Origin of the sequence: Allofournierella massiliensis (genome assembly GCF_964241245.1) — a bacterium.
Classification (GTDB): Bacteria; Bacillota; Clostridia; order Oscillospirales; family Ruminococcaceae; genus Allofournierella; species Allofournierella massiliensis.
On sequence record NZ_CAXSWZ010000003.1, the window covers coordinates 36,734 to 62,748 of the forward strand.

The window sequence follows — 26,015 nt, forward strand, 5'->3', positions numbered from 1 at the left end:
AAATTTGCGCCGGGCGTTTTCTTTACAAACGTAAAGACGAATCATGACCGGGCCTTTCTTCATTTTGAGGGAAATTTTTTCATAAAAAACCAGAGCCCATCTTTTTCGAGGGGCTCTGGTTGCAGCATTTTATTGTGCAGGCTCTTTTGTCTGATAGGCTTTTGAGATAGTTTCCAGCATCTGGCGCAGCTGCTGGCGGGCATCTGCCGGAGCCACAAGCTCCACCCGGCCGCCAAAGCCGCACAGCCAGCCGAAAAAGGGCGGGCTGACCACCACATCCGCATACAGAGTAAACCGGCCGTCCGGCTGGGGCATGATGGTCACACCGGTGCCGAACCGATCCAGCATGGGGCCGATGACGCTGTTTTCGCACCGCAGCTCCACCCGGCTGACCGGCCCGCCGAACATGCCGAACATGGGTTTTGCGTAGTTGCGCATCTTCTGGGGGTCGAACTCCTCCCGGCCAAGGCGGGGCTGCTCCAGCGTGGTGATGGAGGTCATCTTGTCCACCCGGTAATGGCGCATGCCCTTGCCCTCCTCGAAGGCCACCAGATAGTAGTTCTCCTCTTCCCACAAAAGGGCCCAGGGACTCACCTGATAGGCTCCGCCACCCCGGCGGGCCACCTTTTTCTTGTCCAGATTCCACTCCTGGTACACAAAACGGACCTGCCGGTCCGAGGCGATGGCCCGGTGCAGCGCATCCACGTTGTAATAGATGCTCTCGTTCATGCTCTTCACCCGGCTGGAGGCGAACACCTGCCGCTGCAGCTCGTTTGCCTCCCACTGGCTGGCAAACTGGCTCAGGGCGCGGATCAGCTGGTCGCTTTTTTTGCGGGTGATGAAACGGGAGGCCTGCACCGAATCTGCCAGCAGCTTGAGCTCGGGCAGCTGGAAGGGCCGACTGGCCAGATAATAGCCGCCGCCCCGGCCCCGGTGCTGCACAATATCGTAGCCCAGCGCCCGCAGGGTGGCAATGTCGTCGTAAACGCTCTTGCGCTCGGCGGCGATGCCCTCGGCGGCCAGCAGCTCCAGAATGCGGGGCACATTGATCAGGTGTTCCTCATCGGTATAGCGGGCAAGAATGCGCAGCAGCCACACCAGCTTGCCCTTCTGACCTTCGCTGCGGGGCATGGCTCACTCCTCCTTTTCCTTCTTGTCAAAGGCGGCCCGCGCCCGGGTGGACTGGCGGAACATTTCCTCCAGCGCGGCCCGGTCCCCCTGCTGCAGGTATCCCTTCAAAGCCTGCAGCCGGGCGGTAAAGCCGTCGATTTCGTCGATCAGGTTTTCCCGGTTCCACAAAAACAGCTCCGCCCACATGGTCTCGTTGATGCGGGCGATCCGGGTCAGATCCCGGAAGGAATCGCCGGTGTAGTCGGCAAACTGCTCCGCCCCCGGCGCGCACATCAGGCTCACCGCAATGGCGTGGGTCAGCTGGCTCACATAGCCGATCATCCGGTCGTGCTCGGCGCAGCTGAGCACCCGGATGTGGGCAAAGCCCAGCGTCCGGCCCAGCCAGCGGGCAAACTCCACCCCTTCGGGGGTGTTGCGGTCGGTGGGGGTAATCAGGAAATTGGCGGGGGAGAAGTCCACCAGATGGGAATTCTCCACACCGCTGACCTCCTTGCCCGCCATGGGGTGGCTGGCAATGAACTCCACCCCCTCGGGCAGGGCGGTCTGCACCGTTTCCACAAGGCCGGCCTTCACGCCGGACACATCGGTGCAGATGCAGCCCGGCCGCAGCAGGCCGCCATACCGGGCCACCCATTCTTCCAGCGCGGTGGGGTAAAGGGCGAAGATCACCCGATCCTCCATTCGCACCAGCTCTTCAAAATTTTCGCTTGCGCCATCCGCAATATAGCCCTTTTCTTTGGCAAACCGGATGGCTTCGGGGTTTGTGTCGATGGCGTATACCTGCGCAAAACCCGCGCGGGCAAGGCCCCGGGCGTAGCTGCCGCCCAGCAGGCCCAGGCCCACAATGAGAAAACGGTCGTTCTTATTCATCCCGCACCTCGATTCGTGCACCCACGCGCTCCAGTACCCGGAAAAAGTCCGGCCAGCTTTTGGCCACCGCGCCCGCGTCCCGGATGGTCACCGGTACCCCGGCGCACAGGCCCGCCATGGCAAGGCTCATCACCACCCGGTGGTCGTTGTGGCTGTCCAGCTCCGCCGGGGCATGCAGCGCCGCCGGGCGGATGGTCACGGTATCCTGTGTGCTTTCAATGTCCGCGCCGAACTTGCGCAGCTCCTCTTCCATGGCGGCAATGCGGTCGCTCTCCTTGATGCGCAGCCGCCCGGCATTGATGATCGTTGTTTCCCCCTCGCAGAAGAGGGCCAGCGTCATCAGGATGGGCCCCAGATCCGGGCAATCGGCCAGATCAATGACCGTGCCGGAAAGGGGAGCCTTTTCAAAGCGCACGCTGCTGCCATTCCGCACAAAGCGGGCGCCGCAGCCCTCCAGAATGGGCAGAATGGCCCCGTCGCCCTGCAGGGAATCCGGGCGAAGATCCTCGATGGTCACGCCGCCCAGCACCGCGCCCAGCACGGCGAAGAAGGCCGCCTGGCTGTAATCGCCCTCTACCCGGTAATCCCGGCCGTGACCGCACTGGCCGCCGGGAATCAGCAGCTTCATGCGCGTCTCGTCCGCCCAGTTCACCTGCACGCCGAAATCCCGCAGGGCCGCCAGCGTCAGCTCCACATAGCTGCGGCTTTCAAAGGGCGGGGTGATGGTGAGGGTGCTGTCGCCCTCCAGCAGGGGCAGCGCAAACAGCAGCCCGCTGATGAACTGGCTGGACACATCCCCCGGAATGGTGTAGTCGCCGGCGGCAAGGGGCCCGCGGATGGCAAGGCCCCCTTCGCTCTGGTCAAATTCCAGGCCCTGGGCCCGGAACAGGTTTTCATACACGCCCATGGGCCGCTGGAGCAGCCGCCCCCGGCCGGAAAATTCCACCCGACCGCCGCACAGGCTGAACACCGGGATCAGAAAACGCAGGGTGCTGCCGCTTTCGCAGCAATCCACCGGGCCGTCCGGGCAGGCCACACAGCCATGGCCGGTAATCCGCGCCCAGCCTTCCCCCCGCTCCACCTGCGCGCCCAGCCGGGCAGCGGCGGTGAGGGTGGCGTCCACGTCCTGGCTGAATTCCAGATTCTCCACCCGGGAGCATCCCCGGGCCAGCGCGGCGCTGAGCACCGCCCGGTGGGCCATGCTCTTGGAGGGCGGCGCGGTGATCCGGCCGCCGATGGCGGCCGGGGCTTGGATGTGGGCGATCATGGAAGTTCCTCCTTTTGGGTCTGCTCAGTCAAGAGGCTGGCGCACACCACGGCCCAGCACCTGCGCGATCTGGCGGCACTGGTCGATGGTCTCGCGGAATTTATCCGGTTTCAGGGTCTGGGCGCCGTCGCTCCAGGCATGCTCGGGGTCAGTGTGTACCTCGATGATCAGGCCGTCGGCACCGGCGGCCACGGCGGCCCGGCTCATGCTCTCCACCAGACGCCAGTCGCCGGTGGCATGGCTGGGGTCGATGATGATGGGCAGGTGGGTTTTCTGCTTGATGATGGGCACAACGGAAAGATCCAGCGTGTTGCGGGTGTACTTCTCGAAGGTGCGGATGCCGCGCTCGCAGAAAATCACGTTCTCGTTGCCGCCGGCCATGATGTACTCGGCGCTCATGATCCACTCCTCGATGGTGTTGGCAAGGCCGCGCTTGAGCAGCACCGGCTTTTTCATCTTGCCCACCGCCTTCAGCAGCTGGAAGTTCTGCATGTTGCGGGCGCCGATCTGCACCACGTCCACATATTCTTCGAACTCCTCGATCCGATCCTCGCTCATCAGCTCGCTCACGATGGGCAGGCCGGTGGCCTCGCGGGCCTTCACCATGGCCAGAATACCCTCGGTACCCAGGCCCTGGAAGGCATAGGGGGAAGTGCGGGGCTTGTAAGCGCCGCCGCGCAGCATGCAGCCGCCCGCCGCCTTCACGGCCTGGGCGATCTTCAGGGTGGACTCGTCGCCCTCCACGCTGCAGGGGCCGCCGATGACCACCAGCGGCTCGTTGCCGCCGATCTTGATGCCGTTCACATCCACAATGGTGTCGGCTTCATGGAACAGGCGGTTTGCCTTCTTGTAAGGAGCGGACACACGGGTCACGCTGTCCACCCAGGGGTTGGCGGCCACAACCTTCTCGTTGATCTTGGTGGTGTCGCCCACCAGCCCGAACACGTTGTAGTCGGTACCGCGGATCAGAGTGACCTCAAGGCCCTGGCTTTCGAATTCCGAAATAATTTTCTGCAGCTCCTCCTGAGGGGTGCCGCGCTTGGTGGAGATAATCATAATCTGTTCTTTCCCTTTCCCTGTATGTATTTGTTTCCCTTTGCAGGTTTACTGCTTCTGTTCGCTGTTTTCGACTGTCTCAATGAGGAAATCCACCGCGTTCAGGTAGCCCTGCAGCCCCTGACCGATGAAATGCCCCTGACAGGCCATACCCGCATAGCTGATCTGGCGGAAGGGCTCCCGCTTGGTCACATCGGTGATATGCACCTCCGCCGCGGGCAGCGCCACCGCCTTCAGCGCGTCCAGAATGGCCACGCTGGTGTGGGTGTAGGCCCCCGGGTTGATCACAATGCCGTCGCAGTCAAAGCGGGCCTGCTGAATGGCGTCCACCAGATCCCCCTCGTGGTTGGACTGGTAGAATCGCACCTCCACGCCCCGCTCGTCGCATTTTTTCTGGATCAGATCCAGCAGGCCCTGGTAATCCACCGTGCCGTACAGGCCCGGCTCCCGCACACCCAGCAGGTTAAGGTTGGGCCCGTTCAATACCAAAAGCTTCATACAACGCCTCCTGCGCGGCCTTTGTCGCCCGGCTGAAGGGCTCGCCGCTGTTTTTCACACAAAGGTCCGCCGCACCCTCGTACAGGGGCCGGCGTTCGGCCTCCATCTGTTTCAATCCGTCCATACTGGTGGAGAGGGGACGGTTTCCGCCCACCTTCAGCAGCTCCACCGGCCGGTCGATGAACACAATCACGCCGTTCTGGCGCAGCGCCCGCACGTTTTCCGGCCGCTTGACCACGCCGCCGCCGCAGCTGATGATCTGGCCGCTGCCCATGCCGAAGCGGGCCGCGGTTTCGGTCTCCAGCGCGCGGAAGCCATTCTCGCCCCGCTCCTCAAAGATCTGGGGGATAGATTTGCCCGCCGCCTTTTCAATCTCGGCGTCCAGATCCACAAAGGGCCGGTTCAGTGCCCTGGCCAGCTGGCGGCCGATGGTGGATTTGCCGCAGCTGGGCATGCCCACCAGACAGACATTCAACCGCTGGGCCCGGATGCTGCGCACGATGGGCTGAATTTTCGAGGAGGGGATACGCCGACCGGTGAACTGGCGGGCCGCATACAGCGCCTGCGCCACCAGCATTTCCAGGCCGCTGGCACAGGGGATGCCCGCCTCCTCGGCCCGCAGAATCAGCTCGGTTTTAAAGGGGTTGTAGACCACATCCAGCACCGCCTCCAGCCGGGGCAGGCCCGCGGGCTGGATGTGGCATTCGCCGGTGTTCGGGTACATACCCGCCGGGCTGGTGTTGATCAGAATCTGCACCTGACTCTGGACCTGCGCCTGCTCGTAGGTGAGCGCACCGTCTTTGCCGGTGCGGCTGGCAAACAGAATTTCCGCCGCGCCCTGATCCTTCGCCACCGCGTGCACCGTGCGGCTGGTGCCGCCGGTGCCCAGAATCAGCACGCTCTTGCCCTTGAAGTCCACCCCGTGCTGATTGGCCAGATACAGAAAGCCGTCGTAGTCGGTGTTGTAGCCATGGAGGATGCCATCCCGGTTCACCACCGTGTTCACCGCGCCGATGGCTTTGGCCCGCGGTTCCAGCCAGGTGCAGTAGGGGATAACCAGCTGCTTGTAGGGGATGGTCACATTGATGGCCCTGAAGGCCTTTTTCTGCAAAAATTCCCGTGCCTGCTGCTCGGTGGGCAGGCTGCACAACTCATAGCGATAGCTGCACAGTGCCTCGTGGATGGCCTTGGAGTAGCTGTGGCCCAGCTTTGCGCCGATCAGTCCGTATTCCATGGTGCTTCCTCCTCTGCCTGCCACAGTGGCCCCCAGCGCTGGGTGAGCAGGTCCACCAGACCGAAGGCCACCGCCGCCGTCTGCACAATAGCAGCCCGGTGGGCGATGCAGGGGTCGTGGCGGCCCTGAATCTGCAGCTCGACGGGCTGCATCGAACCCATGTCCACCGTCTGCTGGGGCTTGTAAATGCTGGGGGTGGGCTTCACCGCGGTGCGCACCACCAGCGGCATGCCGTTGGTGATGCCGCCGTTCACGCCGCCGTTGTTGTTGGTGGTGGTTACCACCCGGCCGTCCTTTATGGTCATGGGGTCGTTGGCCACGCTGCCCCGCAGCCCGGCCATGGCAAAGCCCGCGCCGAACTCCACGCCCTTCACGGCGGGAATGCTGAACAGCAGGTGGGCCAGCTGGCTTTCCACGCTGTCGAAGAAGGGCTCGCCCGCGCCCGCAGGCAGGCCGGTGACCGCCGTTTCCAGCACGCCGCCCACGCTGTCGCCCTCAGAGGCGGCGGCCCGGATGGCCTGCTGCATTGCTTCGCCGGCGGCCTCGCTCAGCACCGGCAGGCCGGTGCAGGCGTCCAGCGCAGCCAGCTGTGCGTTCAGCTTCTCTTCCTCCAGAGCAAAGGCCTCGTCCTCCACGCCCGCGATGCGCGCCGCGTGGGTGGCCACCCGGATGCCCTTTGTCAGCAGGATGCTCTGGCACAGCGCACCCGCCGCGCACAGCGCCGCGGTAATGCGGCCGGAAAAATGCCCGCCGCCCCGGAAGTCCTCAAAGCCGCCGTATTTCACATGGGCGGTGTAGTCCGCATGGCCCGGGCGGCACAGGCCCAGGGTCTTTGCGTAATCACCCGAGCGGGTGTTGGTGTTTTCGATCACCATGGTAATGGCGGTGCCGGTGGTGCGGCCATTGTACACGCCGCTCAAAAAACGCACCTTGTCCGCCTCGACGCGGCTGGTGGAAAGACCGCCCTTTTTCGCCCGCCGCTTTTCCATCTGGGCGGCGATGAATTCCTCATCCGCCGGAATGCCCGCGGCCAGACCGTCCAGCACCGCGCCGATGGCCGCGCCGTGGCTCTCGCCGAAGATGGTCAGCGCAATGGCACTGCCGTATGTGTTTTTCACCCAATCACTTCCCCATCAGGATCGCCTTCAGCCCGGCTTCGTCCAGCTTGTCCAGCCGCCAGCAGCCCAGGCCGGGCACCTTCACCACCGTGATGCGCCCGTCGCGGAATTTTTTGTCGTGGAGCATGTAGGCCCACACCTTTTCCTTGTTGTAGGCGGTGCGGGCGGGCAGACCCAGCTTGCGGTACACGGCCCGCACCCGTTTGGCCAGCTGCCGATCCTCGATCATGGGCAGCAGGCCCAGCGCCACGCACTCGCCGTGGTACAGGCCGTTGGTGCGGCGGCCGGAGATGCCCTTCACCGCCTCGATGCCGTGGCCCAGCGTGTGGCCCAGGTTCAGAATGGCCCGCATGCCTTTTTCCGTCTCGTCCTTTTCCACCACCTGCTTTTTGATCAGCAGGCTGCGGTAGATAATGGTCTCGATCTCGGCGTCCACGTCCAGCTTCTCGAACATCTCGAACAGCTCGGCATCGCTGGTCAGGCTCATTTTCACCGCCTCGGCCAGACCGTTGATGAAATGGCGGCGGGGCAGGGTGGACAGGGTATCCGGGTCCACCACCACCAGCCGGGGCTGCCAGAAGGCGCCCACGATGTTCTTCGCCGCGCCCAGATCCACCGCCACCTTGCCGCCGATGGAGGAATCGATCTGGGAAAGGGTGGTGGTGGGGCAGTTGATAAAGTCCACACCGCGCATGTAGGTGGCGGCCACAAAGCCGGCCAGATCGCCCACAACGCCGCCGCCCACGGCCACCACCAGATCGCCCCGGTCAAAGCCCAGCTCCAGCATCCGGCGCAGCAGGCCCTCATACACCTTCAGGCATTTGCTGCCCTCGCCCTGGGGCACGGTTTCAATGTGGCCCTCCCTGCACTGGGCGCGCACGATCTCGGCGTATTCGGCGGGCACGCCGCTGTCGGTCACGATGAGCACCCTCCGGTTCAGATTGGCCAGAAGGCCCAGGTTGTGCAGCGCGCCGCGCTTTAAGATAATGTCGTAGCTGCGCTCGCCCAGCCGCATGGTCAGTTTCATTCCGTCGGTACTCCTTGTCTGCTCGTTGCTCATTTTGTATAGACCCCCAATACCCGCAGTGTGTTGCAGATTTGCCCCAGCGCCTCCAGCAGGGTCTTGCTTTCCTGTCTGCCGGGCTGGCCTTCCAGTTCCACATAAAAATAGTATTCAAAGGGTACGCCGGGCATCGGCCGGCTTTTGATGCATTCCATATTGAACCCGGCCGCGCCGATGGCCTGAATCACCCGGGCCAGCTGCCCGGCCTTGTGATCCACCGTAAACAGCAGGCTGAACCGGTCGCCCTCGGCGGGATTTTCCCGGGTAATTACAATAAACCGGGTGGTGTTGTCGCCGTCCGAGTTGACGCCCGCCGCCAGAACCTGCAATCCGTAAAGCTCGGCAGTCTCGGCGCTGGCGATGGCCGCCAGCGTAAGGTCGCCGCTTTCGGCCACCTGTTTGGCCGCCACCGCAGTGTTCAGGCACTCAGTAGCGGCAAGGCCCAGGCTGTTCAAAAACCGGGCGCTCTGGGCAATGGCCTGGGGGTGGCTGACCACCCGGCGGATGTCCGCCAGCCTTGCCCCCGGCAGCGCCAGCAGATTCTGGCGCACCGGCAGATCATACACCCTGCAGACGTGCAGCTCCGGGTGGGCAAAGCAGAGATCCAGCACCGCGGACACATCCCCCGCGTTGCTGTTTTCAAAGGGCAGCACACCGTATGCTGCCTCGCCGCTTTCCACCGCATCGAACACCGCCGCCCAGGTGGGGTAGCTTCTGGCTTTGGCCAGAGGAAACAGCTTCCGCAGCGCAATGTGGGAAAAGGCTCCCTCCACGCCCTGATAGGCCACCCGATCACGCCCCAGCACCTCCAGCTGATACTGGGCCGCCAGCTGCCGCCCGGTCTGCCGGAAGGCCCGGTAATACCGCTCCAGCGCCGGATCCTGCCCGGCCAGCTCCGCCGGCAGCGCCGGCTCCTGCTCGCTTTCAAAAACGGGGCAGGCCTCGCCCTGCTCCCGGGCCTTAAGGGCCGCCAGCTCCATCCGGCGGTAAAACAGCCGGGCCAGCTGCCGGTCCAATTCCTCTGCGGACTGTGCGATGCTCTGTTCCGATTCCATGCAACACCCTCCTGCCACATTAATGTGATAAAGTATACCATATCCCGTGGTTCGGCACAACCGTTCCGGGTCTCTTTTTTCGGCCCGGTTCGGCTTTTTCCGCTGCGGTCAGCCCTTCGGCTCCCGCTTTTGCTGCTCCCGGGCCTGCCGCGCCAGCTGCTCAAAGCTGCGCTCCGGGGTATAAAAACGCCGGTAGGGGTTTTCCAGCGGAGGCCGTGGCGGAGTATCCGCCTTCTTTTTGCCGGAAAGCCGTTCCTTCAGCCGGATCAGAATCTTTTTCACTGGGCGGTTGCCCCTTCGGTGATGGTCTCAAACAGCGCCACACCGGCATCCAGATAGGGGGGCGTTTTGTCGCCATATCCGCGGCGGGCCACCACAAAGCGGCTCATGTATTCCTGGCAGTCCATAGTCTCACCGGTGGCGGTGGTGTATTCGCCCAGATCCAGCGAGGCCAGCACCGGGCAGTCGCTCCAGGCAAACCATTCCACCCCGTTCAGAGGATCCTCTTCGGAAACCGTGGTACCATCTGCCGCGCTGAGCACGCCGTAGGTCCTCTGGAATGCCTCCGGCTCATCCACCAGGAAGATCACCGCTTCGCCGGTGGTCAGGTCCGCATTCAGCACGGTAGACTGGGCCATCTGCATATAACCGTTGGTCAGCTCGTTCATGGCCCCGCCCACATCCTGCACAGTGCTGGTGCTTGTACTGGTGCCGGTGCTGCCGGCATTGATGCTGGCGTCCAGTCCCTCCAGGTCCAGCTGGTAGGAACGAACCTGCGCCAGTGCCTGACCGTCGCCGTTGGCATCCTCCATAAGACCGCTCAGCGCCCGCCCCAGGGCATCGCTCACCTCTTCGGGCAGAGCTTCGGCACTGACCAGCGCGATCTGCTGATCCGGATGCACAGCGGTCAGCGCCTTCCAGGCATAATAGCCCACCACAGCCACCACGACGGCAATCACCGCCACGATCTTCCAGTTATAGTGCCACCAGTTGGCAGCCTTCTGTTTTTTGGTGTATTCAATGGGTTCGTCCGGTTTCAGATCCTCCGGATCGATGTTCAGGGTATAACGTGCGCTTGCCATGGCTTTATGCCTCCTTTTCTTCCTTCAGTGCAGCTCCGATCAGGGCCGCGGTGCGCTGGGGCAGTTCCTTCAGCTCTTCCCGGCTCAGATCCCCGGTCTCGATGGGGGGCAGAATATGAATGGTCACATGAGCAGGCTTCATCCAGCCGCCGTTGTTTTCCATGATGTCCCGGCTGTGCAGGATGGCGATGGGCACCAGCGGAGCCTTTGTCTTGGTGGCAATGCGGAAGGCTCCGCCCTTGAATTCCAGCAGGCTGCCCTCTTCGCCCTTGTTGCGGGTGCCTTCCGGAAAGATGGTTACCGAGTAACCCTTTTTCACGTTGGCAATGGCTTCGTTCAGCGCCTCCATGGCCTTGCGGGGATCCTCCCGGTCCAGAAAAACGCAGTGCAGAAGGCGCATCCAGCCCCGCACCAGCGGGATTTTGCCCACCTCTTTTTTGGAAACCAGCGCGTGGGGCGCGTCCAGCTGGGTGAGCACGAGGGGAATATCGTAATAGCTGCGGTGGTTGCCCACAAACACGCAGGGCCGTCCCTCGGGGATGTTCTCCCTGCCGGTTACAGTAACGGTCACACCGGCCAGCCGCAGCAGCTTGCCCGCCCAGTCCGGCACCCAGCGGGCGGCCAGTGCGTCGGCGGTGGCCCAGTCGCCTGCATCCAGCGCCTTCAGGCCCCTGCGCAGAAGGGGCAGCTTGAACAGCAGATACAGCCAGAAATAGATAAACCAAACAATGGTGCGCATAACAGTTCTCCTTGCAGTTTCGGGCAGCCGGACGGGCTGCGTCATTACGGCTTATTGTACCATAATCGGCCCAAAAGAAAAAGCTTGCCACCCCATTCTTTGCCTAAAACTAACAAAAACGCCTCTCCATTCGGAGAGGCGTCTGGAAGGTGTTTGGATAATTTTCCAGTTTACCGGCCGTACAGCTCGGTGAGAGCCGCGATGCGCTGAGCAAGGGCCGAGGTCAGTGCGCCGGGTTCCAGCCTCCACTGCCAGTTGCCCCAGGGGCGGCTGGGCACGTTCATCCGGGCCTCTGCGCCCAGCCCCAGCCAGTCCTGCATGGGGATGATGGCGGTGGCGCTCACGCTGGCCATTGCAGCCCGGATAAAGCCCTCCACCAGTGGCTCGCCCTCGGCGTGCAGATAGGCGCGAGCGCGGGCCACATCCTCCGGGTGGGCGTCGGTTTCCCAGGCTGCGGTGGTGGTGTTGTCGTGGGTGCCGGTGTAGACCACCGAGTTGTGCAGATAGTTGTGGGGCAGATAGTCCCCGGCTTCCCGCCGGTCGAAGGCAAATTGAAGCACCTTCATCCCCGGGTAGCCGCTGCCTTCCAGCAGCTCCTTCACCTGCGGGGTCAGATATCCCAGATCCTCGGCAATGATCTGTGCACCGGGCATCTCTGCGTGGATGGCCCCGATGAAATCCATGCCCGGGCCGGGCTGCCAGCTGCCGTTCTGGGCGGTGGTGTCCCGGGCGGGGATGGAATAATAGCTTTCGAAGCCCCGGAAATGGTCGATGCGCACCACATCGTAAATGGTAAGCGCATGGCGCAGCCGCCGCAGCCACCAGGCGTAACCGGTGGCCTTGTGGCGGGGCCAGTCGTACAGGGGATTGCCCCACAGCTGACCGTCGGCGGCGAAGGCATCCGGCGGGCAGCCCGCCACCCGGGTGAGCCGCCGGTCCCCATCGGTCTGGAACAGCTCCGGCGCAGCCCAGATGTCCGAGGAATCCGGCGAAACATAGATGGGAATGTCTCCGATGATCTGCACGCCCTTCCCATGGGCATATTCCAGAAGCGCGGCCCACTGGCAGTAGAACAGATACTGGATCTTCCTCCAGTAGTCCACCCGTCCGGCCAGCCGCTTTCGGGCCCGCTCCAGTGCATCGGGGCGGCGCAGACGCACCTCATCCGGCCAGCAGGTCCAGCTCTGCTGATCGTTTTCCTCCTTGAGTGCCATGAAGAGGGCGTAGTCCTCCAGCCAAGCGCTCTGTTTTTTCTGCCAGTGGGCAAAGCCTGCATCCCCGGCCGGAAGCCGGTCCGCCGCTTTTTGCAGCAGCGCGTGGCGGTGGGCATACAGCGCACCATAGTCCACCCGGGCCGGATTTTCGCCCCAGTCCGCTCCGGCTTCCTCTTCGGTGAGCAGGCCCCGGGCGATCAGGGTGTCCGGATCAATGAAATAAGGGTTTGCCGCAAAGGCAGAAAAGCTCTGATAGGGGCTGTCGCCGTAGCCGGTGGGCCCCACCGGCAGAATCTGCCAGTAGGTCTGGCCCGCGGCAGCAAGAAAATCCACAAACTGCCTGGCCTCTTTGCCCAGCGTGCCGATCCCCCAGGGGCCCGGCAGGCTGGAAACCGGCAGCAGGATGCCGCTTGCTCGCTTCAACACGATCGCTCCTTTCCCGTTGGATCAACCCTTGACCGCACCCGCGGCCACGCCCTTGATGATGTGCTTCTGGCAGGCCAGATAGAACAGGATGATGGGCACAATGGCCAGCACCAGCATGGCCATCATGGCGCCCCAGTCCACCGAGCCGTAGCCGCCCTTCAGATACTGAATGGCGATGGGGATGGTTTTGTACTTGCGCAGATCCAGCACCAGACTGGGCAGCAGATAGTCGTTCCAGATCCACATGGTCTCCAGAATGCCAACGCTCACCAGTGTGGGCTTGAGCATGGCCAGAACCACCCGGAAGAAGGTCTGCAGGGGATTGCAGCCGTCGATCATGGCGGCTTCCTCCACCTCGATGGGCACGCTGCGCATGAAGCCGGTGAACATGAACACCGCCAGACCGGCACCGAAGCCCAGATAAATCAGGATAATGCCCACCGGGTTGCCCAGGTGCATGGAGTCGCTGATCTTGGACAGGGGATACATGACCATCTGGAAGGGCACCACCATGGAGATCAGGCACAGCATGTAGATGGCCCTGGTGTACCAGGTGTGAACCCGGCTGATATACCAGGCGCACATGGAAGTGCACAGCAGAATCACCGCCACGCTGGCCACGGTAATGAACAGGCTGTAGCCGAAGGCACTGAAGAAACCGGTCTTGCGCAGACCCTCCACATAGTTTTCCAGCCCCACAAAGGTCTTTTCATTGGGCAGCGCGAAGGGCATCCGGTTGATGTATGCCTTTTTCTTGAAGCTGTTCATGAAGATCATCAGGATGGGCGAGATGTAAACAAGGCTCACGATGGAAAACACCAGCGTGTAAATCCAGCCATGTTTTGTCTTGTCGGTCATTACTGCTGCACCTCCTTCGAACGGGTCAGGCGGTTCTGGGCCAGCGCCAGGATCGCCACCAGAATGGTAAAGATCACAGCCTTTGCCTGGCCGACGCCCTCCCAGCCGTTGCGGCCGTAGAAGGTGTTCACAATATTCAGCGCCAGCATCTCGGTCATATCCGAGGGCTGGCCGTTGGTGAGGGCCAGGTTCTGGTCATACAGCTTGAAGCCGTTGGTCAGCGTCAGAAAGGTACAGATGGTGATGGAGGGCATGCTCATGGGCAGGGTGATGCGCCACAGGCACTGGCGGGAGCTGGCGCCGTCGATGCGGGCCGCCTCGTACAGATCGCCGGGAATGCTCTGCAGGCCGGCGATGTAGATGATCATCATATAGCCCACCTGCTGCCAGCACATCAGGATCACCAGACCCCAGAAGCCGTAGGATGCGCTGTAAGTAAGGGTGCGGCCGAACAGCCCGAAGATGCCGTTCAGAATCAGCTGCCAGGTATAGCCCAGCACGATGCCGCCAATCAGGTTGGGCATGAAGAACACGCCCCGGAACAGGTTGGTGCCCTTGAAGCTCTTGGTGAGCAGCAGTGCCACCGCAAAGGCCAGCACGTTGATCAGGATTACCGTGACCACCGTGAACAGAGCAGTGAACCACAGCGAATGCAGGAAGGTGGGGTCGGACCAGATGCGGCCGTAGTTTTTCAGCCCCACGAACCGGGCATCCGAGATGGTGGTGAATTCACAGAACGAAAGATACACGCCCTCAATGAAGGGGGCAATAAAGCCGATGACAAAGGCCAGCAGGGTGGGCAGCGCGAAGATGGGGAAGTATTTTTTGACCGCGCGTTCCATAAACAGTTCCCTCCTTGTTGTGATGGATGAAAAATCGGATCGGGCCCGCCCGGGGCCGTCATGCCCGCCGGTCCGCCCCCCGCAGGGGACGGCACTGCGCCGGGCCGGAAGCAGACCGGCAGGCATGCGCAAAAACCGCAGCGGGGGCGGGCAGAACCTGCCCGCCCCCTTCGGTTTTACGGATACAATTCAGTGCTGTGCGGCTCAGCCGTTGGCAGCTGCATACTCGGTGGCCCAGCCGTCCACGAAAGCGGTCTCAACACCGCTCCAGTCGCCGGTACCCTGAGCGTACTCCAGCAGGGCGGCACCCACGCCGTTCTTCCACTCTTCGGAAGGCATGGTGGTGAAGCACCAGTCCACGGTCTTGTGGCCGGCAGCCACGTCCTCGTTGGCGGCCAGAACCAGCGGGTTCTCGGGCAGGTATTCATCGGTGAAGCCGGTGAACGGGCACACAAAGCCCATGTCCTTCATACCGGTCTTGCCGGTCTCGCTGGTGATGCACCATTCCACAAAGTCGATGGTGGCCTGGATGTCTTCCTCGCTGGCCTTGGCGTTGATGCACCAGTAGTTCTCGGAACCGGTGCACAGGCCCTGATTCTCTTCGCCCTCAACACCGATGTAGATGGGCATCATGCCCATGTCCTCGTCGGCCACTTCGTAACCGGTTACCTGGCCGTAGCCCCAGGTGCCGTTCTGGTAGAACACGGCTTCGCCCATGGCGAACTCGGCGGCTGCGTCGTCGCCGGTCTTGGAGCCAATCATGGCAGGCTCACAGGTGGCGTTATTGATGTACAGATCCCACACGTTCTTGTAGTTCTCCAGGTAGGTGCCCTTGATGGCCTCAGTGGAGGTGATGCCGTCGGCCTGGTACTCGTAGTAAACGGGCAGGTTGGCCAGATGGGTCTTGAAGCGCCAGTCGGAAGAGGAATCCATGCCGGCGCTGGTGAAGGCGGCAAAGCCCAGATCATCCTTATGGGCGGTGATGTCCTCGGCCACAGCCTTCAGGGTGTCGAAGTTGTTGATCTCGGCGGCATCCTCGATCACCGCGTAATCCTTGGCGATGTACTCGTTCAGCAGCGCCTTGTTGTAGATCAGGCCGTAGGTCTCGATTACGTATGCAACGCCGGCAACCTTGTCGCCATCCTTCAGGGCGAAGGAATCGCTGGTCAGCTGCTTGTACAGCTCAGTGTCGGACAGATCATAGCAGTAGTCCTTCCAGGCAGCCAGGCCAACGGGGCCGTTCACCTGGAACAGGGTGGGTGCGTCGGTCTTGGCCATATCGGCCTTCAGGGTGGACTCGTAGGTGCCGGAGGCGGCGGTGACCACGTCCACGGGAACGCCGGTCTCCTCGGTGTACTTGGCAGCCAGCTCCACCCACTGGTCTGCCTGCTCGGGCTTGAAGTTCAGATAGTAGACTCTGCCGCCGGAAGCGTTTCCGGTGGTGGAGGCTGCACCGGTGGAGGTGCTTTCGCCGGTCTGGGATGTACTGGTCGTCGTTCCGGAGCCGCCGCAGGCCACAAAGCTCAGCGCCATGGCCGCTGCAAGCACAAGTGCAAGTGCCTTTTTCATAGTGTGTTTCTCCTTTTTTGATGCTTAATGGTTGTCGATTGAAGGGCGGGTCGCTCCCGCCCGGGATACAGATTCATTTGCGTTCGGCCACCGATTCACCGAACACCAGCTCCGCCTCCAGCATGAGGGTGCGGGCCGGCTGCTTTTTTTCGATGCAGCCCAGCAGCAGTTCCACACTGGCCTGAGCAATGCGCTCGGAGGGCTGACGCATGGTGCACAGCCGGGGAGTGTAGAAGTTCGACAGCTCCATGCCGTCGAAACCGATCACCGACACATCCTCCGGCACCCGAAGCCCATGGTCGTTCAGCGCCCGGATGGCGCCGATGGCGGTGGTATCGCTCATGGCAAACACCGCCTGGGGCCGCTGGCCTTCCTTCAGCCAGGCGTCCATTGCCTGATAAGCGGCCTCAAAGCTGAAGCTGGTTTTCAGATACCGCCGGGGGGCCAGCTCCATGCCATGGGCGGTGAAGCTGTCGTTGCAGCCCTGCAGCCGTTTGTAGCTGGGATTGCTGTAAGCGGGATCCGCGCCCAGGATCAGAATGTCCTTATGGCCGTTGGCCAGCAGGTGATCGATGGCGGCGGCGCCGCCCTTGCGGTCATCCACACCGACCATGGAGAGATTGTCGAAGGCCAGCTCCTCGCTGACCACCGTTGCCAGCACGCAGGGAAGGCGGATGGAGGAAAACCCCTTGCGGAAATGCTCGGCGCTGCCGCCCAGAAAGATAATTCCCCGGGGCTTGAGCTCCCGGCTCAAGCGCTGAGCCAGCACCACCTCGTCGCCGTCCTCATCCAGGTACTGAACCACGCCGTCGTAACCGGCCCGGCTCACCAGCTGCTGCAGCTGAACCAGCATGCCTGCGAAGAACATGTTCGTGGTGCTTTTGACCAGGAACACAATGGTTTTTGCTTCGGTCTGCTTGAGTTTGCGGGCGTTGGCATTGGGAACAAAGCCCCGAGCCTCCACCACCTGACGGATGCGGGCCTTGGCCTCCTCGCTCACGTCCGGGTGGTCGTTCAGCGCACGGGATACGGTGCTGATCGCATAACCGCTTTCCCGGGCAATGTCCTTGATGGTCACGCTCGCCACCCCTTCCGCAGATTTTCGAAAACGTTGCCGGAAACGTTTCCGACGCTTATATTATATGCTTGATTTTTTGCACTTTCAACCATCTTTCGTTATTTTCATCGATATTCACCTTCCCACGGAAAAAGTTTTGTGCGCTTTGCTTGCATTTTGTGTGAAATTCCCGGAAACGTTTCCATGATTCATGCGCCAAACCGGCCGCCGGTGTTTGTAATCCGCCTCAAAATATGTTACAAATAGAAGCAGAGAAACGGGGCGCGCCGTGCCCCCATCATCAAAAGGAGCGTTGATTCAACATGGGTCTTTTTCACCCCAACTACAACACACCCGGCCCCGGTGTGCGCAAGGATGAACCCCGCAAAAAGGGACCGGCCCGCTTTTTCGAAATCCTTGGCCGGGACATGGGCGATCTGTTCCGGGCAAATCTGCTGTGCACTCTGGGCTTTCTGCCTGCACTGATTCTGATTTTCCTGGGCATTCTGGGCCGTACGGTACTGCTGGCCGCAGCGGGCGGTATTCTGGGCGGTATTCTTCTGGGGCCCTGCTATGCAGGCCTGCACGACACCATCCTGCGTGCCATGCGGGATGAGCCGGGCTACTGGTGGCATGTTTACAAAAAGGCCTTTCGCCGCAACTGGCGCCAGAGCCTGATTCCCGGCGCAGTGCTGGGCTTTCTGCTGGCAAGCCAGCTGTTCATGGGCTACTTCCTGCTGGCCGGCGGCCAGACCGATGTGATAAGCGCAGCGCTGATTTGCATGAATGTGCTGCTCACCGCCATGATCTTCCCCTATCTGTTCAGCCAGCTGGTGCTGATGGATCTGCCTCTGGGCACGCTGGTGAAGAACAGCCTGCTTCTGGCGCTTTCCTTTGCGCCCCGCTCCATTGCAGCGGCGCTGATTCAGATCATATACTGGATCGTGATCATCTCGTTTTTGCCCTACACCGCGCTGTGGGTGGTGCTGTTCGGCTTCGCGCTGGTGGAGCTGATCGTGCTGATGATCATCTATCCCGCAATGGACAAATGCTTCGGTCTGGAGGAGCGCTTCCGCCAGCAGCAGGCCCAGCGGGATGCGGAGAACCGCGAGGACTGATTTTTCCCTCTGATACTGAAAATGCCCCGGCTAAGACCGGGGCATTTTTCGTTTTCCTGTCAATTCCCACATACGGAAAAGAGCCTTGCAAACAATTTTTCACTGTGCTAGAATAAAGTAAATTCAAAGGCTGCTTTTGGCCTGCAATCAGGAGAATCCGCCATGAACCGTCCCATCTGAAAACACCACACAGGCTGACGGCCGCTTTGCGCAAACGCGCGGGGCGGGTGTTTGCTGTGCGGTATTTTCAGACAAAGGACGGTTTTTTTGCTGCTATGAAAAACAATCGGAACATCCGGCTGATGTACGCCATTGCTCTTTTGCAGGGCATGGTGTTCTACGGGCCGATCGCCACCCTTTACCGCCAGGCGGCGGGGGTGAGCGTCTTTCAGATCACTCTGATCGAGAGCATCTCGCTGGCGCTGGCACTGGCGCTGGAGGTACCCTGGGGCATTCTGGCGGATCGGATCGGTTATCGCCGGTCCATGATCCTGTGCTGCGGGCTTTATTTTGTGTCCAAGATCGTGTTCTGGCAGGCAGACAGCTTCGGCGGCTTTCTGGCCGAGCGTCTGATGCTGAGCGTGGTCTGCGCCGGGCTTTCCGGCCTGGATGTGAGCATTCTGTATCTTTCCTGCCCGGAGGAGGAGAGCCACCGGGTCTTTGGTATTTATAACAATCTGGGCATGGCCGGCCTGCTGGCGGCCAGCGCCGTTTACGCGGTGTTCGTGGGCGAAAACTACCGGCTGGCGGGCCTGCTCACCGTGTTCAGCTACGGGGCTGCGGCATTGCTGGCGCTCTTTCTGCGGGAGGTCCGCTCCAGCCAGCCCCGGCCGGCAGGCCGCCAGCTGGCAGAATTCAAGGTGCTGCTGGGGCAGCTGGTGCGAAACCCGCGTCTGCTGTTTCTGGTGCTGGGGGCGGCATTCCTGAACGAGGCGCACCAGACCATCACCACCTTTCTGAATCAGGTGCAATACACCCGGGCGGGTCTTTCCGCCAGCGTCATCGCCGTCATCTATGTGGTCATGACGCTGCTGGGCCTTTGCGGCGGATTCTCCGCCCGGCTCACCGGCTGGCTGGGGGAGAAGCGCACCGGTGCGGTGCTGCTGGCGCTGGCGGCGGTGGCCTGCCTGACGCTCACCCTCACCTGCGGGCCGGTGCTCTCGGTGGCGGCAATCCTTTTGCTGCGGGTCTGCCACAGCCTGTTCACACCCCTGCAGACCACCCTGCAAAACCGGCAGGTTCGCACTGCTGACCGGGCCACCGCCCTGAGCCTGAACGCCCTGCTCATGGATCTGGTGGCGGTGTTCACCAATCTGGTGTTCGGCCGGGCGGCGGATTTCGCCCTGCCGCTGGCCATGGGCTTCGGCTTCGCGCTGTGCGCCACCGGGCTGGTGCTGTATCTTTACAGTCAGAGGGGCAGCCAGCGGGCAGACTGATCCATACACGCAAAAAGGCACGGATATTCCAGACGAATATCCGTGCCTTTTCTTTTCAAATCAGCAGCCCTTCAGCTTGTAATAGAGGGCAAATCCCACCCGGGCAACCGGTTCAAAAATCCCCAGCTTAACCAGCAGCTTGCGCAGCAGGAAGCCGCGGGAGGAACGATTCTCCTCGGTGTTCACCACGTCCAGAAACAGGATTTTTTCCGCCGGGATATTGTGGTCGGCCCAGATGCACAGCAGATACTCCGACATAAAGCCGCACAGGCGGGGGATCAGGATACCCTCCTGTTCGCCCAGCTGTTCAAATTCCTCCAGCAGGGGGAACATCCATGCACTGTACGCACAGAACACCTCCCGGGAGCACAGGAGCATGTTGCCGAAGCTCACTCTGCGCCCATAGGCGAACTTTTCAAAGGAGGGCATATATTCCGGGCACCGGCGCTGGAGAATTTCCTCCAGCAGCAGCAGATGCCGGTTTTGCCCCTGTCGGGGCCGGTCGTGATACAGCGTGCCGTTGTGGGGCAGCTTGTAAACAGGCTTTGGCAGAACGATCGTATACTGCCTCAGCAGCTGCCGGATCTGGTCCGCGGTGAGAATCGCATCCTTCCAGTTTTTCGCATACAGGTCGGTGGTAAAATAGCGGCGATAATGCACCAGACCCATAATCTGAGCATCGGTCAGGTTCTTCCACGCCCAGTACTGGGCCGTGAGCTCACAGTACTGGGGATTCTTTTCCGAGATATTGTCGCCCTCATCATCCCGCTGAAAGCCCAGATCCTGCGCGGCCAGCGCCGCGCCCACCTGCACCGGAAGATAGCCCTCCAGCCCCAGCTGATCAAAGCTTTTGTGCGCCGCTGTTAAAACAACAACCTTTTCCATGATGCGGTTCCTTTCTCATCCTGACCTGCTGCCATTGGATGCCTTCATATCCCGCCAATTATAACACAGCCCGGCCCGAATTGCCAGCTGGGGCGCGGGTTGCTTATGCCCGGTGCACGCATCTACCGCCCACATACACGGCCTTCACCGGGATGTTCTGAATGGCGGTGGGGTCGACGGCGAAGGGGTCCTGCCCCAGCACCACAAAGTCCGCCAGATAACCCGGGGCGATGCGGCCCTTTTCGTTCTCTTCAAAAGAAGCGTGGGCCGCGTGAATGGTGTAGCTGTCGATGGCCTGCTGCACGGTGAAGGCCTCCTCCGGCCGGTAGGGGCCCGCGTCGCCCTTCAGAGTACTGCGGGTCACGGCACACTGGATGCAGGCCAGCGCCCGGGGCAGCTCCACCGGGCAGTCGGTGCCGCTGGACACCCAGACCCCCGCGTCCATCAGGGTGCGGAAGGCATAGCTGGTGGAAGCCAGCTCCTCGCCCACCCGGTCGGTGACCATGTGGATGTCGTAATCCAGGAAGATGGGCTGGGCATACACATGCAGGCCCAGCTCCTCGATCTTTTTCAGCTGGTCGGGGCGGGTGATCTGACAGTGCACCACGCCATGGCGGTGGTCGGCCCGGGGATGCTCCGCCAGCGCCTTTTCGTAGGATTCCAGCACCCGGTCCAGAATGCCGTCACCGATGGTGTGCACTGCCACCTGCATGCCGTGATTGTTGGCGCAGCCGATCAGGTCATCGAACTGCTGCTGGGTGTAGATGGCAATGCCCCGGTAACCGGGCTTGTCTGCATAATCCCGGCTCAGGTAGGCGCTGCGGGCGCCCAGAGAACCATCGCCCAGAATCTTCAGCGGGCCCACCTTGACCCATTCGTCGCCCCAGCCGGTGTTGTAGCCCTCTGCAAAGAACTCCTCCAGCGCCTTCACGCTGGTGAGCTGGGCCTGCTGGTACATGCGAACGGTCATCTTTCCCTCGGCCTCCAACTGGGCATAGGCTTCCATCACCTCCCGCCAGTCCACGGTGGCGAAGGCGTCGAAGTCATCGGTCTGGCAGGAGGTCACGCCGTAGGCGTTCAGATGCTTCTGCGCATCCAGCAGCATGGTTTTCAGATCCTCCACGCTGGGCTTGGGCAGCCTGGAATACACCAGCTCCATGCCGTTTTCCCGGAATACGCCGTTGGGTTCACCGTCCGGCCCGAGCTCAAAGCAGCCGCCTTCCGGCTGGGGGGTGGCGGCGGTAACGCCGATCATTTCCAGCGCTTTGGTGTTCACCACGCAGGTGTGGCCGCAGGTGCGAACGATGCACACCGGATGCTCCCGGCTCACCTGATCCAGATCCTGGCGGGTGGGGAAGCGCTGCTCATCGGTGAAGTAATCATGGTTCCAGCCACGGCCCCGCACCCACTGGCCGGGGGCGAAGTTCTTTTCCTTCAAAAAGGCGCGCATGGTATCCAGCACCTCGGCCAGAGAACCGGTATGGCTGGACAGATCCGCCACCTGCAGCGCATAGCCGTAGTTGAGCAGGTGCATGTGAGAATCGTTGAAACCTGCGCAGACAAAAGCTCCCTCCAGATCCACCACCTGGGCGTCCGGCCCTGCCGCCAGGCGGGCCTGCTCCGCGCCGCCCGCGAACACAAACCGGCCGTCCTCCACCACAAAGGCTTCGGTCAGGGGCAGCTGGCCGGTGTAGACCCGCCCGTTTTCATAAAGAGTACGCATAAAAAGTTCCTCCATTGGTCAAAAGCCGGGGCCTTCTTTCAAAAGGCCCCGGCCTGCATTGTTCTGCTTTCGATTATTTCTGGGCGGCTTTTTCCTTTTCCAGCGCCGCCCTGACCTCGGGCTTGTCCTCGTAGAAGATGGCCATATCCGGATCCACCTGGCCGATGTGCATGTAACGGGCCTTGTAGTCCTTGAGCAGCTTGAAGTACTGGCCGGACAGAATCAGGATTACCGCCACGTTCACAAAGGTGGGAATACCGCTGGTGATGTCCACCAGAGTCCAGATGCTCAGATCACCCACATAGATCAGGTAGAGAGTCAGGAAGAAGGGAGGCACCGCATAGAAGTACTTGAACATGAGCAGCAGATACTTCTTGACCTTCGGATGGTTCTTTGCCAGATGGCGCAGCACCACTTCGTAATAGGCATACCAGCCGCCGGAGGTGGTCACCGAGAATACCACCATGATCAGGGTCAGAACCACGGTGCCGAACACACCGAAATTGTGGGTAAACACGTTCAGCGCCAGAGTGGCATTGGTGGCGCCGCTGGTCCACTCGCCGGAAACCAGCACGGTGAGCGCAGTGATGGTGCATACCACAAAGGTGTCCACAAATACCTCAAAGGAACCCCACAGACCCTGTTCCACCGGGTGGCGGGTCTGGCTGGAGGCGTGGATCATGGGGCTGCTGCCCCAGCCGGCCTCGTTGGAATACACGCTGCGTGCCATACCGGTGGAGATCACCTTGGAAACACTGGCGCCCGCAAAACCGCCCAGCGCCGCGGAACCGGTGAAGGCTTCCCCGAAGATGGAGGCCAGGGTGGGCAGCAGGTTATCCAGGTGCATGAAAATGATCACGATGCCCAGGATCAGGTAGGAAAGGCTCATGACAGGCACCAGCTTGGTGAGAATCTGGCCCAGCTTTTTCACACCACCCCAGATCATGAAATACAGGATCGCCACCATGATCAGCGCCGCAATGGCCTGGGGAATGCCCAGAGACTGGGCCACCACCTCAGAGGTGGTGAAGGTGGAGGCGCTGATAAAGAAGGTGGAGAAGATGCCGATGCCGAACACAAAGGCCAGCGGCAGCCACAGCTTGCCCCAGTGGCGCTCTTCGCCAAGGCCCCGCTCCATGTAATAGGTGGGGCCGCCGTAGGGCACACCGTTTTCATCGGTGCGGCGGTAGTACACCGCCAGCGTCACCTCAACCTGCTTGATCAGCATGCCCAGGAAGGCGGTGAGCCACATCCAGAACACTGCGCCGGGGCCGCCGGTGGTCACCGCGGTGGCCACGCCGGCAATGTTGCCGAAGCCCACCGAGCCGCCCACGGCGGTGGCAATGGCTTCGTAGGGGGTGAGCAGGCCCTTTTCATCGGCGCTCTCATCGGTGCGGTGGAACAGCCGGCCCAGCGTACGGCTGAAGATGTAGCCCAGATGGCGCACCTGGAAGAATTTTGTGCGCAGGGTGAAGTACACGCCGGTCACGATCATCAGAATGATCAGCGGCGGGCCCCAGATGATGTTGTTCAGGGCGTTCAGAAAGTTCGACATGATTGTGATTCCTCCTCTGTTTTCCATCGGATACCATCACAACCACCCGTCACGCCCCACCGACGCCGCAAACAAATAAAAAAGAGGGGCCGCGACGCTGGAATTTGCATCGCCGCCCCTCGAAAGAACGGAACAAAACCCCAATAGCGCCACCACTTTGTTCAAGTGAGAGTGCACCGCCCGCTGGACGGCACCCCAACAAGCACCCCGCTGCCGCGAGAGAGCCTGTTTCGGCGAACCGTCTCTTCCCGCAAAGATCCCCGGCCGGCAGGCCTCCCTTCGCGGTACCATACGGTTCGCGCCTCTATTGTGTGGTATTCAATTTACTTTCCTATAATAAAACGCTGATGTCCGATTGTCAACGGCTTTTTTCTTATTTTTATACACCTTTTGTGCATTTTCAGCCGCTTTTGCTCAAAGAGAAGCCGGGTCCTGCCCGGTGGACAGAAAACTCCAGGGGCCTTCCGGCTGCGGCGCGGTGAATACCGCACACCAGTCGTAGCCTTTTACGGCGGTAGGCTCCTGGGTCAGGCAGAGCTGCCAGGCTCCATCCTCCTGCTGCCGGAGCCAGGAAACCCGATACAGAAAACTCACGCCATCCGCCTGCACATCCTCCCAGGGCAGCTCCAGTGCCTGCCAGCTGCCGCCCTCATCGGCGGTGTAATAGAGCGCCGGCCAGTTGTTTTCGCTGGAGGTCTCCGCCGAGATGATCACTTCCCCCGATCCGCCAGCCGTCACACCACAGATGGGGTAGTGTTCATCCAGTTCGGCAGGCAGGGCAAGCGCTTCAAAGCTCTGGGCACCGGGCGCACACCGGAACAGCCCGGTGCCACCACCGGCGCCCATGCTCCAGTCGCAGCCCACCGCCGCATACAGGGAGCCATCCGGCGCGCCGCACAGCGCACGCCGGTCCGGCTTATGGGGGTAGCTGCCCAGATCCTGCTCCTGCCAGGTGGCGCCGCCATCCATACTGTACACCACCACCGGCAGATTTCCGCCCAGCACAAAGCCCACCGGGCCGTCCGGCTGGGGGGAAACATACCAGCTGCTGTGGGTGATCGCGGTACAGATTTCGATACACTCGGCCAGCTGCCCCTCAAACCGGCTGGGCAGAGCGCTCCAGTTTTCGCCCCAGTCCCGGGTGTAGAACAGGTGGCCCTCGTTTGTAACCTGAATGTCGGTTTGTGCATAAAGTTCCGGATTGCCCACCCAGCAGCTTTCGTCCACCGGGTCAAAGCAGAAGCGGGCGGTTCGGGTGCCTGCCCGGTCCTCATCCTCCGTCTGACGCACGGTAATCATCCAGGCGGGGGAACCGTCCGCCTTGCCGTATTGCCCCGCCTGATAGAGGGCCAGATCAAAGCCGCCGGGGTCGTTTGCCATATCCACCACGGTCTGGCCTGCCTCCGGGCGGGAATAGGCGGAAAATTCCACCGCCAGCGGCGTGCCCAGCGCTGTTTGCAGATCGTCGCATGGCAAGGCGCGCAGCCGCTCGGCCACAAGATCCGGCCGCAGATTGGGATTTTCGGTGTTATCCGCGCCGGATTCGGCATCGCTTTCCATCAGGGTTCCCACATTGTTCACCTCCTGATGCAGCCGGCCGACGGCGGCATCCCATTCCATCCGGCAGCCCTGCCGGAACTGGCCGTCCCGATAGGCATACAAATCCGCCGTCAGCGTGAGGGGCATACCGTCCGTGCCCAGGGTCAGATGCAGGGAGTGAATGTTCCAGCTCAGATTCTCCGCATCCTGCAGCCCCTGGCGCAGCCACTCCTCTGTGGCCGCGATGAACGGATCAAATCCCTGTTCCACCAGATCGTATGATTCCAGCTCCACCCAGCGGGGCTCCGGCGTGGGCTCCGGCTGGTTCTCCGGCTGTGCCGCAGCGGAAAAGGTCTGCTGGAGCTGCCACAGTATCTCGCCGACCCGACCGTAAGCCTGATCCAGCAGGGAACAGCCGGTCAGGCTGAATGCCAGAAGAATGCAGAGCGCCGCAGCCATCCATCGTTTCATTTCCGTAATCCCTCCCTGTTTTTGTTTTTCACTGTTATGATACCGCGCACCGGATACCCCCGACAAGCCCCAGGGCAGATTTGCCGCACACAAAAAGCCGGATGCACACCGCGCAGCGTGCATCCGGCCTGATTGGTTTTTGTTGTGCCGCTCTTCCCGTTTTCCGCCAAGTCCGGTCAGAGCAGTCAGCGTACCTCGCTGAGGAAAAC

Annotated in this window: 23 protein-coding genes and 1 riboswitch; of the genes, 2 read left to right on the top strand and 21 right to left on the bottom strand. The window is 61.6% G+C overall.

All coding sequences use genetic code 11. The features are described from left to right. Nucleotides 1–129: 129 nt before the first annotated feature. From ACESYO_RS02550 to ACESYO_RS02630, 17 genes are all read right to left on the bottom strand, one after another. On the bottom strand, nt 130–1,131 hold the full coding sequence (locus ACESYO_RS02550; protein ID WP_346672346.1) for a helix-turn-helix transcriptional regulator: 1,002 nt from the start codon (nt 1,129–1,131) through the stop codon (nt 130–132). Between the two features lie 3 nt (nt 1,132–1,134). Next, nucleotides 1,135–2,001 (bottom strand): prephenate dehydrogenase, encoded by an 867-nt coding sequence (locus tag ACESYO_RS02555; protein WP_058963347.1) that lies wholly within the window; start codon nt 1,999–2,001, stop codon nt 1,135–1,137. Then, nucleotides 1,994–3,268 (bottom strand): 3-phosphoshikimate 1-carboxyvinyltransferase, encoded by a 1,275-nt coding sequence (aroA, locus tag ACESYO_RS02560; protein WP_373209357.1) that lies wholly within the window; start codon nt 3,266–3,268, stop codon nt 1,994–1,996. Before aroA ends, ACESYO_RS02555 begins: the two co-directional genes overlap by 8 nt. Nucleotides 3,269–3,292: 24 nt before the next feature. Beyond that, on the bottom strand, nt 3,293–4,324 hold the full coding sequence (gene aroF / locus ACESYO_RS02565) for a 3-deoxy-7-phosphoheptulonate synthase (protein ID WP_058963349.1): 1,032 nt from the start codon (nt 4,322–4,324) through the stop codon (nt 3,293–3,295). Nucleotides 4,325–4,372: 48 nt separating this feature from the next. Continuing rightward, on the bottom strand, nt 4,373–4,822 hold the full coding sequence (gene aroQ, locus ACESYO_RS02570; RefSeq protein WP_058963350.1) for a type II 3-dehydroquinate dehydratase: 450 nt from the start codon (nt 4,820–4,822) through the stop codon (nt 4,373–4,375). Continuing rightward, nucleotides 4,788–6,056, bottom strand: a complete 1,269-nt coding sequence (locus tag ACESYO_RS02575) for a shikimate kinase (protein ID WP_373209356.1) — start codon at nt 6,054–6,056, stop codon at nt 4,788–4,790. The genes aroQ and ACESYO_RS02575 overlap by 35 nt, the downstream gene beginning before the upstream one ends. Continuing rightward, entirely contained in the window at nt 6,041–7,174 is a 1,134-nt protein-coding gene (aroC, locus tag ACESYO_RS02580; RefSeq protein WP_373209355.1) for a chorismate synthase, read from the bottom strand. Before aroC ends, ACESYO_RS02575 begins: the two co-directional genes overlap by 16 nt. 4 nt (nt 7,175–7,178) lie before the next feature. Beyond that, nucleotides 7,179–8,201: a 3-dehydroquinate synthase gene (locus tag ACESYO_RS02585; RefSeq protein WP_346672341.1), complete on the bottom strand. Its 1,023-nt coding sequence runs from the start codon at nt 8,199–8,201 to the stop codon at nt 7,179–7,181. A gap of 29 nt (nt 8,202–8,230) precedes the next feature. Next, on the bottom strand, nt 8,231–9,292 hold the full coding sequence (locus ACESYO_RS02590; RefSeq protein WP_373209354.1) for a prephenate dehydratase domain-containing protein: 1,062 nt from the start codon (nt 9,290–9,292) through the stop codon (nt 8,231–8,233). A 108-nt stretch (nt 9,293–9,400) separates the two neighbouring features. After that, nucleotides 9,401–9,574 (bottom strand): hypothetical protein, encoded by a 174-nt coding sequence (locus ACESYO_RS02595; RefSeq protein WP_346672339.1) that lies wholly within the window; start codon nt 9,572–9,574, stop codon nt 9,401–9,403. After that, complete coding sequence (locus ACESYO_RS02600; protein ID WP_346672338.1) at nt 9,571–10,374, bottom strand: hypothetical protein; 804 nt, start codon at nt 10,372–10,374, stop codon at nt 9,571–9,573. The genes ACESYO_RS02595 and ACESYO_RS02600 overlap by 4 nt, the downstream gene beginning before the upstream one ends. Nucleotides 10,375–10,378: 4 nt before the next feature. Next, the gene (locus tag ACESYO_RS02605) at nt 10,379–11,113 is read right to left on the bottom strand and encodes a lysophospholipid acyltransferase family protein (protein ID WP_242868312.1); all 735 of its coding nucleotides are present in this window, start codon (nt 11,111–11,113) and stop codon (nt 10,379–10,381) included. A gap of 170 nt (nt 11,114–11,283) precedes the next feature. Further along, nucleotides 11,284–12,750, bottom strand: a complete 1,467-nt coding sequence (gene malQ, locus ACESYO_RS02610; RefSeq protein ID WP_346672337.1) for a 4-alpha-glucanotransferase — start codon at nt 12,748–12,750, stop codon at nt 11,284–11,286. Nucleotides 12,751–12,774: 24 nt separating this feature from the next. After that, nucleotides 12,775–13,611, bottom strand: a complete 837-nt coding sequence (locus ACESYO_RS02615; RefSeq protein ID WP_283128187.1) for a carbohydrate ABC transporter permease — start codon at nt 13,609–13,611, stop codon at nt 12,775–12,777. Further along, complete coding sequence (locus ACESYO_RS02620) at nt 13,611–14,453, bottom strand: carbohydrate ABC transporter permease (protein ID WP_058963359.1); 843 nt, start codon at nt 14,451–14,453, stop codon at nt 13,611–13,613. The genes ACESYO_RS02615 and ACESYO_RS02620 overlap by 1 nt, the downstream gene beginning before the upstream one ends. A 204-nt stretch (nt 14,454–14,657) precedes the next feature. Then, nucleotides 14,658–16,022 carry an ABC transporter substrate-binding protein gene (locus ACESYO_RS02625; RefSeq protein ID WP_346672336.1) on the bottom strand — a complete coding sequence of 455 codons (1,365 nt, stop codon included), beginning with the start codon at nt 16,020–16,022 and terminating at the stop codon, nt 14,658–14,660. 73 nt (nt 16,023–16,095) lie between these two features. Next, a complete protein-coding gene (locus tag ACESYO_RS02630) occupies nt 16,096–17,100 on the bottom strand; it encodes a LacI family DNA-binding transcriptional regulator (protein WP_373209353.1) in 1,005 nt (334 codons plus the stop codon). Nucleotides 17,101–17,402: 302 nt separating this feature from the next. Here ACESYO_RS02630 and ACESYO_RS02635 point away from each other — a divergent pair, with 302 nt between their 5' ends. Together ACESYO_RS02635 and ACESYO_RS02640 are read left to right on the top strand one after the other, a co-directional pair. Continuing rightward, nucleotides 17,403–18,197: a hypothetical protein gene (locus ACESYO_RS02635; protein ID WP_058963362.1), complete on the top strand. Its 795-nt coding sequence runs from the start codon at nt 17,403–17,405 to the stop codon at nt 18,195–18,197. A gap of 275 nt (nt 18,198–18,472) precedes the next feature. Further along, nucleotides 18,473–19,633, top strand: a complete 1,161-nt coding sequence (locus tag ACESYO_RS02640) for an MFS transporter (RefSeq protein ID WP_373209352.1) — start codon at nt 18,473–18,475, stop codon at nt 19,631–19,633. 60 nt (nt 19,634–19,693) lie between these two features. Here ACESYO_RS02640 and ACESYO_RS02645 read toward each other — a convergent pair whose 3' ends face one another. From ACESYO_RS02645 to ACESYO_RS02660, 4 genes are all read right to left on the bottom strand, one after another. Continuing rightward, nucleotides 19,694–20,518, bottom strand: coding sequence for a DUF4422 domain-containing protein (locus ACESYO_RS02645; RefSeq protein WP_373209351.1), 825 nt, complete (start codon nt 20,516–20,518; stop codon nt 19,694–19,696). Between the two features lie 103 nt (nt 20,519–20,621). Continuing rightward, entirely contained in the window at nt 20,622–22,241 is a 1,620-nt protein-coding gene (locus ACESYO_RS02650) for an amidohydrolase (RefSeq protein WP_283128930.1), read from the bottom strand. 73 nt (nt 22,242–22,314) lie between these two features. Next, a complete protein-coding gene (locus tag ACESYO_RS02655; protein WP_283128931.1) occupies nt 22,315–23,796 on the bottom strand; it encodes an alanine/glycine:cation symporter family protein in 1,482 nt (493 codons plus the stop codon). Nucleotides 23,797–23,932: 136 nt separating this feature from the next. After that, nucleotides 23,933–24,111: riboswitch (Lysine riboswitch) on the bottom strand. Between the two features lie 99 nt (nt 24,112–24,210). Then, entirely contained in the window at nt 24,211–25,806 is a 1,596-nt protein-coding gene (locus ACESYO_RS02660) for a WD40/YVTN/BNR-like repeat-containing protein (RefSeq protein WP_373209350.1), read from the bottom strand. Nucleotides 25,807–26,015: the final 209 nt, after the last annotated feature.